The sequence below is a fragment of the Pseudarthrobacter sp. As-47 genome (genome assembly GCF_058215595.1).
The window spans coordinates 519,388-531,804 of record NZ_CM177088.1 but is presented as its reverse complement, the minus strand read 5'-3'; the positions used below and the strand labels follow the sequence as shown (position 1 = coordinate 531,804).

Annotated in this window: 8 protein-coding genes; 6 read left to right on the top strand and 2 right to left on the bottom strand. The window is 66.4% G+C overall.

Annotation, left to right across the window (positions count from 1 at the left end; genetic code table 11):
* Positions 1-10 precede the first annotated feature (10 nt).
* From AC4BCK_RS02500 to AC4BCK_RS02485, 4 genes are all read left to right on the top strand, one after another.
* Entirely contained in the window at positions 11-490 is a 480-nt protein-coding gene (locus AC4BCK_RS02500) for a YtxH domain-containing protein (RefSeq protein ID WP_174180616.1), read from the top strand.
* A gap of 520 nt (positions 491-1,010) precedes the next feature.
* A complete protein-coding gene (locus tag AC4BCK_RS02495; protein WP_490566548.1) occupies positions 1,011-2,642 on the top strand; it encodes a hypothetical protein in 1,632 nt (543 codons plus the stop codon).
* Positions 2,639-3,109 carry an HNH endonuclease signature motif containing protein gene (locus tag AC4BCK_RS02490; protein ID WP_490566547.1) on the top strand — a complete coding sequence of 157 codons (471 nt, stop codon included), beginning with the start codon at positions 2,639-2,641 and terminating at the stop codon, positions 3,107-3,109. Before AC4BCK_RS02495 ends, AC4BCK_RS02490 begins: the two co-directional genes overlap by 4 nt.
* A 558-nt stretch (positions 3,110-3,667) precedes the next feature.
* The gene (locus AC4BCK_RS02485; RefSeq protein WP_174178435.1) at positions 3,668-4,270 is read left to right on the top strand and encodes a maleylpyruvate isomerase family mycothiol-dependent enzyme; all 603 of its coding nucleotides are present in this window, start codon (positions 3,668-3,670) and stop codon (positions 4,268-4,270) included.
* 42 nt (positions 4,271-4,312) lie between these two features.
* On the opposite strand, the gene AC4BCK_RS02480 is transcribed toward AC4BCK_RS02485, so the two are convergent.
* Complete coding sequence (locus AC4BCK_RS02480; protein WP_490566546.1) at positions 4,313-5,176, bottom strand: putative protein N(5)-glutamine methyltransferase; 864 nt, start codon at positions 5,174-5,176, stop codon at positions 4,313-4,315.
* A gap of 102 nt (positions 5,177-5,278) precedes the next feature.
* On the opposite strand from AC4BCK_RS02480, the gene AC4BCK_RS02475 reads away from it, so the two are divergent.
* Both AC4BCK_RS02475 and AC4BCK_RS02470 read left to right on the top strand, forming a co-directional pair.
* Entirely contained in the window at positions 5,279-6,325 is a 1,047-nt protein-coding gene (locus AC4BCK_RS02475; protein WP_490566545.1) for a lactonase family protein, read from the top strand.
* Between the two features lie 448 nt (positions 6,326-6,773).
* Positions 6,774-9,944, top strand: a complete 3,171-nt coding sequence (locus AC4BCK_RS02470) for an alpha-amylase family glycosyl hydrolase (RefSeq protein ID WP_364409428.1) — start codon at positions 6,774-6,776, stop codon at positions 9,942-9,944.
* Between the two features lie 122 nt (positions 9,945-10,066).
* Here AC4BCK_RS02470 and malQ read toward each other — a convergent pair whose 3' ends face one another.
* Positions 10,067-12,265, bottom strand: coding sequence for a 4-alpha-glucanotransferase (malQ, locus tag AC4BCK_RS02465; protein WP_490566544.1), 2,199 nt, complete (start codon positions 12,263-12,265; stop codon positions 10,067-10,069).
* Between the last annotated feature and the right edge of the window lie 152 nt (positions 12,266-12,417).

Genomic DNA, 12,417 nt, shown 5'->3' with positions numbered 1-12,417 from the left:
GGATTTCATTATGAAAAACAAACTTCTTTTGGGCGTAGGAATCGCCGCCGGATATGTGCTTGGATCGCGGTCGGGCCGGGCAGCGTACGACAAGCTCAAGGCCAGGGCCGCCGGCATCTGGGACAGTAAGCCCGTGCAGGACAAGGTTGCCGTGGCGACGGAGACCATCAAGGAAAAAGCTCCCGAAGTTGCGGACCAGTTGAGTGAGGCCGCCCGCCGGGCAGGCACGGTCATCGGCTCGGCAATGCATCGCGAGGGCGCCTCGGGTGAGAAGAAGTCGCCAACGTCCGACGACGCCGCGACGACCGGCGCTAACGGCACCAGCGCTGCCGGTACTTCGGGCGGCTTCGGCACTGCTGGAACTACGGGCATTCGTAGTGCTGGCACCCCGGGCGGCGACGACCTTGGCGAAGGCCACATCCCCGCGCACAGTACGCACCCGGAAACCCACAACCTCGGCACCTCGGACGAAACTGATTCGAAGTCCTGACAGGCGGCTCTGACGGTATACGGCAGAGCGGTTTCCGCTTGACAACGTAATTACCGCTTGCCTGTGCTACAACTGAATGGCTTTGCTGGCCGTCGCGATCCTTGGGGGACGCGGCGGCCAGCGGCGTCTTAACCACTGGAGCGGGTTTCCACCCCAGCAGCGAATTGCCAAACGGCTCCGCGGCTATGTGGATATCCTGCCCATACTGGTATCGGTTTCCCGGGTTATCCACACAGCCGCTTTAGCCGACCCTTTTGCCAGTGGCCTTTGGCAGAGTTATCCCATGAAGGTGATGGCGAACCAGCTTGCGGAGTCCGGCGGTTTTACCCCCGGACTCCGCAATGCATGTTTCCTCCTTCCACCTCCGCCAGGCACCCGGCCTGTGATCCCAGGCCACCTCACTGCAGTAGCTGTCGAATGTACTCCGGCCCCTGCTGACGGGCCCGGTTCGCCCCCCGCACCTGCTACTGACGGCGCCTCCGGACGTGTTGAAGAAGCAGCTGGACAGCCGCAGGCCGGGTTGTCAGGAATCGGAGACCTGCTTAATGCTGCGGCGCTTACTGCCCCGGATACCCTTGCGGCGGCAGGCTACGTCCAGGCCGCCGACTTCGCCGGCCAGGTTGAGGAACTCGCCCGGAGTATTGAATGCCTGCAGCTACTCGCTGCCGGCGCTGTTGACCGGACCCGAAGCGAAGCAGTCATCGCAGCGGCAGCCGCCCGGTCCACGCGGTCCCGGGGCTGGGTCACCGGGTGGGAAAGCGGCGTCGAAACACTCAACGAGACAGACGCCGACTGGCCGGGCAAAACCACAACGCGCGGCACGGACCACAGCTACCTGAGACCCAGCGACCCGATGCCCACTGAACCGGCACCCAGCGCAGCCACTGCTGCCGGTGGCGTGGTCACTCCCGTGGCGGGAACAGGAACGTGGGGCGCAGTGCCGGTTGTGACTTCGCCGGCCGACGACGGGTGCAGGAACACCGCGGAGTTCCTCCGTCTGAGGCTCCGAATCCCCCTGCGCGAGGCCCGCCGCCGCCTCGCACTCGCTGACCAGGCCCTGCCCGGGACCAGCCTCACGGGCGAGCCCCTCCCGCCGGCCCGGCCACATCTCGCAAGCGCCCTTGCCCCTGCACCCAACCCATCCACGGCCGGGTCAGCCGATGGAGCCACGACTTTCGAAGAAACAGCTGCGGACACGGGCGAAGAGACGGATGAGGGTACGGAGCGGGTCTCACCGGACCGGGCTTCTGCGCCAGTGGTGTCCTCTTACGCCGGGACAATCATCACCGCTGCGCTGGACCGCATCCGGCACCACACCACTCCGGATGTACTGGACCGGATTGAACACGACCTCACCGACGCCGCGGCCACCGCCGACCCAGACTTCGTGGCCCGCCTGGCGCAGCGCTGGGCCGAGACCATCGACGCCGACGGCACCGAACCCAGCGAAGAAGCCCTCCGCCACACCCAGGGAGCGTTCATCCGCAAACCCCGCCATGGCCTGCACCGACTCGAGATTTTCGCCACCACAGACCAGTACGAACACCTCCTCACTGCCATGAACGCCGCCACGAACCCCCGCACCACCGTCTCCACCGAGACCGGGACGGGGGCAGAGGCAGAGGCAGGAGCAGGGTCAGCGGCAGGCATCGAAACTGAGGCAGGCAGCGGGACACGCACCGAGCCCCAAACCGACACAGGCAGCGGCGCCGCAATGAACAGAGTCATGGCCGCCGCAAGCGGAGACGGAAGTGCGACCGTGCAGGACACTGTCTGGAACGACGCGCCCCAGGATGCGAGTCCGGACCTTGAACGTCGCACCCGCCCCCAAAAACAACTCGACGGCATCATCGGCGCCGTCAAAGCAGGACTCTCCACCAACTCCCTGCCTGCCGCCGGCGGCAACCGTCCACAGATCATCGCCACCATCAACTACCAGGACCTCTTCCCCCACCGCCCCACCACCGCCGGACGCCAGGAAACAGGCCCCTGGAGCGAAGGAACGGGCGGCGCACCCACAGGCACTTTGACACAAGCACCGGCAACGGCGCAACCACTGGCGCTAACTCTGGAGCAGCCACAGGCACGGGCGCTGGCACTGGCACTGAAGCAAGCGCCGGTGCAGTCTCAGTCGGGGATACCAGCACCGTGAACGGGACAGGCTCCCATTCCGGGGCCGGGAACTTTGTCTTCACCGGTCCAGTGTCCGCCTCCACCCTGCGCAAGCTCGCCTGCGACGCCGACATCATCCCCGCAGTCCTGGGCACCGAGGGCGAGATCCTGGACCTGGGACGCAAGACCCGCCTCTTCACCCCGGTCCAACGCCTCGCCCTCATTGCCCGCGATCAAGGCTGCACCTTCCCCAACTGCACCATTCCCGCACCGTGGTGCGAAGCACACCACATCACCTACTGGTCCAACGGCGGACCCACAACTACCAGCAACGGCGCACTTCTCTGTTCAGCGCACCACCACCTCGTACACAAAGAACAATGGATTATCGCGTCCCGCCACGGCACACCCTGGTTCACGCCACCGCCACACATCGACCCCCAACAAAAACCACAACAGAACCACTACTTCAGACCACCCCCGCCACCGCGAACACAGCGGGTGTGAGAGGACTCATAACCCTGACCTGTTCGATAAACCGGGGGCAACGATTCATGTTTCCCGATAGTGTCTGTCTCGGTGTTCCTCCAGATAATCTGCAGTTCACACCCACGGATGAAAGAACCCTCATGCGCACGTCAGCAGCTACCGTCTGGCAAGTTGTCCACTCCGAGAGGCGCCAACCTGCCGCTGATCTGTCGGATTTGCCCGGTGAACAGTGGGCACGTCTGGGAACTATCCATGGCACGCCATCGTCCGGGCGCTCTCCTACCAACTGCGCACCCTGTTTCTTTCGGCGGAGGACGCGACCGTGCCGCGGGCTTCCTGCTGATCGACCGAAGTACCCGAGCAACCTGGCGAAGGGAGACGAGGTCGAGGCCGACCCTCTCGATTTGCTGCTCACAGTCTCCGTGCGCCGGGTTACCCATGAGAGACTCGACGGCAGCGGTGCCTCCCGTCTGATCCGGGCAGCCGCTGGCACGTCGGCCTCGCGTGAGCGTCGCCGGTGAGCACTGGCCGCGAGAATGTAGGGGGACGTCATTGAAAAGCGAACACTTATGGCACATGGTCCAAGCTGAGCGGACCGCCCTGGCAGAAGACCTGGAGAGCCTCACCGCAGAGCAGTGGCAGCACCCCACTCTGTGTTCGCAGTGGGATGTCGAGCAAGTTCTCGCCCACCTCACGGCCGCCGCGAGTTTGAACCAGTGGCAGTGGCTCCGCAGCATACTCGGTGCGCGTTTCCGGCCCGACGTCCATAATCAGCGCAGGCTGGCCGAGCATCGCGGCAGGACGCCGGCCGAGACGCTAGAGCGCTTCCGCGCCATACTCGGCAGTACCAAAGCGCCCTCAGGCCACCTTGCGGCCTACCTCGGCGAAGTTGTGGTGCATGCCCAAGACATCCGCCAACCGCTGGGACTTCCCCGGAGGCCGAGCGTTGAGGCGTTGACCGTCGTAGCCGATTTTTATGCTGGACGCGACTTCACCGTGAAAAGCGGCACACTTGCGGCCGGCCTGCAGTTACGCGCTGATGATGGCTCGTTCGCCGCGGGCACCGGCCCGATGGTCACCGGTTCAACCCTCGCCCTGGTAATGGGCATGGCCGGCCGCAAGCCTTACCTGGACGAGCTTGCCGGCCCCGGCTTGCCCATCCTCCGGTCGCGGACCTAAGCGGCGCAACTCGGCCTGCCACCGACTGAGGACACGGATTGATCAGCAAGACGGCGTCCGGCGCCCTGGAAACCCTCGGGGGCGTTTGCCACAAAGAGGCGCACCAACCACCACAGTTCCGTCCAGCTCATCAGAGTGGACGGCGCGGACAGTGAACCCTGCCCCAGCCACAATCCCGGCTGTCCGCCCGGACTGCAGTCCACTGGTCTCGATCAGCAGGTGCCCGTCAGGCAAAAGCCATTCGCTGGCCTCTGCTGCCACGCGGCGGTGGAAGTCCAAACCGTCGTCGCCGCCGTCGAGCGCTGCCCGTGACTCATGGAGGCGCGCTTCGGGCGGCATTGTCTTTATCGCCTCAGTGGGGACATAAGGCGCGTTGACGGCGAGGATCCGCACCCGTCCCTGAAGTCCCGGCGGCAGGGCTGCGAACAGGTCACCCTGATATACGCGGCCACCCACGGCGTCCACATTGCGGCGGGCACAGTTCACTGCGGCAGGATCAATATCGGCTGAGTGCAGTTCCGCCTCCGGGTACAGCCGGGCAATAGCCGTACCCACCGCGCCCGACCCGCAGCAAAGGTCGACAACAACAGGGGTCGGTGACAACGGCCGGTCCCGCTGCAGCAGGCTTACCGCCTGGTGAACCAGCAGTTCAGTCCTGCGCCGGGGCACAAAAACTCCCGGGTCCACGGCGATCCGTTCCCCGCAGAAGTCCGCCCACCCAAGAATGTGTTCCAGTGGCATGCCGGACATGCGGCGGTCCACCCATTCGGCGAGGGCTTCGGAGTCCGGCGCCTCGGCTACCAGCAGCTGCGCTTCGTCTTCCGCGAAAACGCAGCCGGCTGCCCGCAGGGCGGACACAATGGGAGCAAGGGTATGGGGCGCGGCCGTTGCATCGTCAACTGGCATTCATCATCCCTTCCCGAGGGCCTGCAGCCAACAGCGTGACTGCAGGCCCATGCTAGTGGGCAGGTGCACCGCAAAGCATCCGTTTGTTGGCAGGATGGACCCATGACTTTGCCTGGGCAGCAGCCCGTTATTTGGACCGGCACGTACACGCCCGACGGAGGAGGCCGTGCTGACGGCATCGGCGCCCTGGCCGCTAAGCCCGACGGAAGCCTTGAACGGCTGGGGACTGCGGCGAAAACGGACTCGCCGTCGTTCGTTGCCGTTCACGCCACCCTGCCCGTGGTGTACGCAGTGGCCGAACAGCGCAAAATGGTTCGGGCTTTCCGCCGCTCAGGCGACTACGGGCTGGAGCCCCTCGGCGATCCGCAACCCGCCGGAGAAGCAACGTGCCATGTCGCTGTGGACCGGCAGGGCCGCTTCGTCACCGTAACCTGCTGGGGCGACGGGCAGGTCCTGCTCTTCGAACTGGATGCCGACGGCGGAATGACCGGCCGTCTCCCTGCTGCACCGTCGGTGGATCCACACGCGGGCCTGGGTACAGGTGAGCCCCGACAGAGCCGCGCCCACGCAAGCCTGATGCTGGCGGACGGACGCATCATGACGACGGATCTGGGCCACGACACCCTTCGGGTGTGGAACTACGTGCCGGGCACCGGGCTGGTGGCTGACCACGAAGTTGTCCTCCCCTTCGGCAGTGGCCCCCGGCACCTGGTGCAGCACCAGAACGGAAACGTGTTCGTGGTGTCCGAGTACTCCGTTGAAGTATTCGTCGTGAGGCCGGAAGCGGGGGTATTCGAGCTGGTCTTCCGCGGTCCGGCAACCTCGGGCCGCAGCCTGCCGGACGACTCCGGCGCGGAAATCTGCCTCGGCTTCCAAGGTTCCTATGCGTACGTGGGCGTTCGCGGCTCCAATATCATCAGCGTCCTCAAGGTTGGTGCCGGCGGGACGGAACTGATTCCCGTCAAGGACTCGCCCAGCGGGGGTAACTGGCCTCGTCACCACCTGGTGCGGGAGAACTGGCTCCACGTGGCCCACGAGCGGTCCGACAACGTGGCCACCTTTGCCCTGGACTCCCTCTCGGGCTGCCCGGGAGACATTGTTCACAACCTCCAGACCCCCTCGCCAACCGCCCTGGTGCCTTCAATCTAGCCGGCCCCGGCTGGGCACTGGGAAGGGCCGGTGAAGACTGCCGGATAGGCACTGCCGGGCGGCGTCCGGAGCAGGTCCGCTACATATGCACAGCCAGTCGAGTATGCGGCGCAGGGCTGCCGAACGAGCACTGCCGGGCAGCCACTGGACGGAGGGCCGCTGCCAATTACAGGTGAGCACTGAAAGGCGACAGCCCGGGGCAGCGCTGCCGTTTAGGCCCTGCCGCTTGAGCCCTGCCGGCCCGCATCTGAGGCGGGCCGTAGAGCGGGACATACGCCAGGCGGCCACCTACGCCATCGCACAATCACTGGAGTTATTCGGTGCAAGCGCTTACAGTTGTGATGTGCCTCACGGAAAGGCTGGCTTTCCCGTGAACCGCACTCATCATTGCCGCCTGTTACCCCGGCAAGCCTGAACAGCAGCGACGCTCCCAGGAAGGTCTCACCCCTTGTTATTCCGCACCCATTCCGGCGGGCCCTCGCGCGCCCGCAGATCAGCCGCTTCTCCACCCGTCCCACCGTCCCAGGCCGAGCGGGCCGACCGCACCGACCGGGCCGGCACCACCGCCCGCATCACGACCAAAACAACCGCCAAAGCAACCGCCTTCCGTTCAGCCGCGGGGCTGCTGGCGGCCGCCGTCGCAGTTTCAGCGGCAGTCCTCCCCGCCCACGCCGCACCCGGCCCGAAAGACCCGGGCCCGGCGTCGGCCTTCCACTCGCTCCGCGCTCCCGTCACGGACGAGAACTTCTACTTCGTCATGGCCGACCGCTTCAGCAACGGCAGCGCCGCGAACGACGACGGCGGGCTGGGCGGCGACCCCATGGTGTCCGGCTTCGACCCCACCAGGAAGGGTTTCTACAACGGCGGAGACCTGGCCGGCCTGCTGGAGAAGATCGACTACATCCAAGGCCTCGGCACCACCTCCATCTGGCTCACCCCCAGCTTCAAGAACAAGGCGGTCCAGCCCGAGGACAAGTCGGCCGGGTACCACGGGTACTGGATCACCGACTTCACGCAGATCGATCCGCACCTCGGCACCAACGATGAACTGAAGGCCCTCATCGACGAGGCCCACGCCCGCGGCATGAAGGTCTACTTCGACATCATCACCAACCACACGGCGGATGTCATCGGCTATGAAGGAGGCGCCCGCAAGGGTTACACCTCCAAGGACGACGTTCCTTACAAGACCGCGGACGGCGAGGTGTTCGACGACCGCGACTACGCCGGCTCGGAAAGCTTCCCTGAGCTCGACCCGGAAACTTCCTTCCCCTACATCCCGGTCCTGGAGGGCGGCGAGGAGGACCTGAAGGTTCCCGCCTGGCTGAACGACCCCACGCTGTACCACAACCGGGGCGACACAACCTTCGTGGGCGAGGACGCCTACTACGGCGACTTCTTCGGCCTGGACGACCTGTTCACCGAGCACCCCACCGTGGTGGACGGCATGAAGGACATCTACAAGACCTGGATCGGCGACTTTGGCGTTGACGGTTTCCGCATCGACACCATGAAGCACGTCAACAACGAGTTCTGGCAGGAGTTCGGCCCGGACGTCCTCAGCTACGCCAAAGCCCAGGGCAAGGACGAGTTCTTCATGTTCGGCGAAGTCTTCGACACCACCAAGAGCTTCACCTCCCAGTACACAACCCGGAACCGGATGCAGGCCGTCCTGGACTTCCCCTTCCAGGACGCCGCCCGCAGCTTCGCCTCCAAGAGCCAGGACGCCCGCACGCTGGAGACGTTCTTCGCCGGAGATGACTGGTACACGGACGCGGACTCGAACGTCTACCAGTTGCCAACGTTCCTCGGGAACCATGACATGGGCCGCATCGGCAGCTTCATCGCCGCTGACAACCCCGGATCGTCCGACGCCGAACAGGTGGCACGCGACCAGCTAGCCCACGAGCTGATGTACTTCTCCCGCGGCAACCCCGTCATCTACTACGGTGACGAGCAGGGCTTCACCGGCCCCGGCGGGGACCAGGACGCCCGCCAGACGCTGTTCGCCAGCCAGGTGCCGGAGTACCTCGACGACAACCTTCTGGGCACGGATGCCACGCACGCCACCGACAACTTCAACACCGGGCACCCGCTGTACCGCAAGATCAGTGAGCTGGCCGCCCTCACCAGCGAGCACCCGGCCCTGCGCGACGGCGCACACCAGCACCGGTACGCCTCCGAAGGCCAGGGGATCTACGCCTTCTCCCGCACGGACGCAGGAGACCAGCGCGAGTACGTGGTGGCCCTGAACAACAGCGAACAGGCGCAGACCGCTGAGGTTCCCACTTACATTGGCAAGCGCAACTACACCCGCATCTACGGAGACGCTGCGGCTGAAACCAAGACGTCCGAGGCCGGCACGCTGACGGTTACGGTCCCGCCGCTCTCCGCCGTGGTGTACCAGTCGTCCGGGCGGATCCCGCACTCCAAGGCCGCGCCCGCCGTCGCCCTCCAGGACCCGGCAGCGGCTCCCGGTGACAACGGGCGCCTCAAGGTGACGGCCGACGTCGGCGGTTCTTCGTTCTACGAGGTCACCTTTGAGGCCAGGACAGCAGGCGGCGAGTGGGTGCCCATCGGCACTGACGACACCGCCCCGTACCAGGTGTTCCATGACGTGGCGGGGCTGGACTCCGGGACACCCGTCGACTACCGCGCCACTGTTTTGGACAACGGCGGGCACACCGCCACCTCGCAGCCACGCACGGCGAGCGTGCCGGCTCCCATCGTGACGCTGGACAAGCCCGCAGAGGGCAGCAGCGCCGAGGGCCAGGTGGAGCTGAGTGCCACCGTGGACCCCGAGAAGGCAAGCCACACAGTTACCTTCGAACGAAGCGTGGCGGACGGCGCCTGGACCGAGGTGTCCACGGATGATTCCTCGCCCGTGTACTCGGCAAAGGACGACGTCTCCGGGCTCGATGACGGCACCAAGGTGGGCTACCGGGCCTCCTTGAGCGGGCCCGGCTTCAGCGTGGTTAGCGAAACCCGGACCGTGACGGTGGGCGAAGCACCGCAGCCCGATTCCGTGACGGTGGCCGGTTCCCTGAACCAGGCAATGGGTTGCGCTGAACCTTGGGACCCGGCCTGTTCCCAGGCAATGATGGCACTCGACCCCGCGGACAAGATCTGGCGCCTTACGGTGGACCTTCCCAAGGGACAGTACGAATACAAGGCAGCGCTGAACGGCGGCTGGGACGAGAACTACGGTGCAGGCGGCGCCCTCAACGGGCAAAACATCACGCTGGACCATCCCGGCGGCCCCGTGACGTTCCGCTACGACAACAGCACCCACCTGCTCAGCGCCGTCTATGCCTCCCAGCAGCCGGGTGCCGTCGCGGCTGCCGGGAGCATGAACAGTGAGCTTGGCTGCGGCGCAGACTGGGAGCCTGCCTGCGACCAGGCACAGCTTCAGCTCGATCCGGCTGACCTCGTGTGGAAGCTGTCCGCTCCGGCCCTGCCCGCCGGCACCTATGAATTCAAGGCCGCCCTGGACCGGTCATGGAATGTCAGCTACGGCGCGGGCGGCGCGTCGCCCGGGGCCAACATCGTGTTCGAGCACGGCGGCGGCCCGGCCACCTTCCGCTACGACCATTTCACCCACGTGATCACGGCCGGCTAGCGGAACCACAAAAACGCGGGGTCGCGTCGCACCCGTTCCGGAGCATCGGACGGGCGCAACGTGGCCCCGCGTTTTTTGTGTGCGGCAACAAGGTGTTGGCGGCACAGGCTGCTGGCGGTCAGTTAGCTGTGCAGGGCCCCTTCAACCGCTGCCAGCAGCGTGTTAAAGCGCGGGTTGGCGGGAAGATCGTCAAGGAACACCGGCTTGCCATCCGGCCCGCCGAGCGGAACCTGCCAGTTCGGATACAGCGCTTCGGTGGTGCCGGGCTGGTTCTGGACCCGCCGCTCCCCCACCGCGTCCACAAGGGCAACACCCAGCAGGACCGACGGCGTCTGGGTGAGCAGGAGGTGCAGCGCCTCGATGGTCTGCTCTTCCGTCTCCGCCTGCCCGCCCGCGGTTGCCCCGGGCAGGTAGCCACGTTCCCGGACCAGGGCGAGCATCTTCTCCAGGGACGCGTTGTGCTCGGCACGCTCCTCCGCCTCGGAGCGCTCCAGCAAACCCAAGCCGCTGCGCAGCGCCACGTGGTCACCGGCGAGGTAGCCGGCCGTGGGCGGAAGGTCGTGGGTGTTGACGCTGGCGAGGGCCTGCGTCCGGTACTTTTCGGGCGCAAGGGGGGAGTCGCCGTCGTACTCGAACCACAGGATGGACGTACCAAGGATGCCGCGGGCAGCCAGATAGTCGCGCACCCACGGCTCGAAGGTGCCAAGGTCCTCGCCAATGACCACGGCCCCGGCACGCTGCGCCTCCAGGGCGAGGATGCCAATCAGCGCCGCATGGTCGTAGCGCACGTACGCGCCGTCACCCGGGGCATTTCCCACCGGAATCCACCACAGCCGGAACAGGCCCAGGATGTGGTCCACCCGGATCCCGCCCGCATGCCGCAGGACCGTGGCCAGCATGTTCCGGAACGGGATGTAGCCGGCCTCGGCCAGGCGCGCCGGATGCCATGGCGGCTGTCCCCAGTCCTGGCCCTGCTGGTTGTACATGTCAGGGGGCGCGCCCACGCTGGTCGCGGGAGCCAGCACGCCGCGCAGGGTCCAGGCATCGGCGCTGCTGTGGTCCACGCCCACGGCGAGGTCGTGCACCACCCCAAGCCTCATGCCGGAACGCAGCGCAGCCCTCTGGGCCTCTTCGAGCTGCTCATCGCAGATCCACTGCAGCCACCGGTGGAACCCGATCCTGTCTCCCAGCTTTTCCCGCAGCGCCTCGGCCTCCGGGGTGCCCAGCGCGCAGGCGGGATCGGTCCACAACGGGTCATCCGGCGCGAGGTCCTCCCGGATGGCGGACCACAGCGCGAAATCGTCCAGTCCCTGGCCGGAGATCCGGCAGAACTCATCGAAGGCGGCCTGCCTGGCCGGGGAGCGGCGTGCGTGGTAGAGCATTTCCAGGGCCTGTAGCTTGGCCGCGTAGACGGCGTTCCGGTCCAGCCGCGCGCCGTCCTTGTTCAGCCCGGACACTTCCTCACGGAGCTTCTCCACCGCGGCGCGCCGGCGCGGCTTCAGGTATGCCACTTCGGGAACAGCTTCGATGCGGATGTAGAGCGGGTTGAAGAACCGGCGTGTGGACGGCGAGTACGGCGACGGCTGCACCGGCGGCACGGGTTCGGCCGCATGCAGCGGGTTGACCAGCACATAGTCGGCCCCGCGTTCGCCGCTGATGGCGGCGAGGTCGGCGAGGTCGGCGAAGTCACCGATCCCCCAGGAGCGCCTGGACCGGACGGAATACAGCTGTGTGGCCAGCCCCCAGCCGCGGCGCTGTTCGAGCGGCTGCGCGGTGGTGAGCTGGCGCGGCGTCACCACCAAGGTGGCCTCCGCGGTCACGTCACCGGCCTGGGCGTTCAGGGTATGCCAGCCGAGGGGCAGGTCCTGCGGGAGGGCGAAGGTCATACGGCGGGTAGCCACCCCGTCGACATCCCGGGGCTGTTCCCGGACGTCCTCCTGGACGGCGTCAACAGGGCCGGCCCCGCCTTCAAGGGCGATGCCCAGCTTAACTGCAACGCCATCGCGCACATGGACCGGGACCAGCGCGGGTTCACCCTGCTGGATGACGACGGCGGGCGGCAGCATCCGCCGCCAGGGGGCCAGTTCAGCTTCCGCCAGCGCGGCCTCGATGGCCTGGTTCGTGTCCGCCCGTACCCCCAAGGCAGCCAGGACCTTGACCAGCGTCTCTTCTGCCACCGTGTGCGGCAGGCCGTCCCAGCCCTGGAAGGAGGTGCCCACGCCGTGCGCATCTGCCAGTTTCTGGAGCGAATGGGGGTCCACGGCCAGGCCGGCAGCAGCCCCGCCCGCCGCGGGCGAAAGCCCGGGAGGGTCTGTTGGCATCCCTGGTTGCTGTGGATTCTGCTGGTCTGAAGCCGTCATGCGTGTCCGCCTCGTCTGGTGTGATGCCGCCCGAACTTACAGTGCTGCCTGTTGCACCGGGCGCCTGCACCCCCGCGCACAACCGATTGGTTCAGATTATTGCAGGGCGGCGC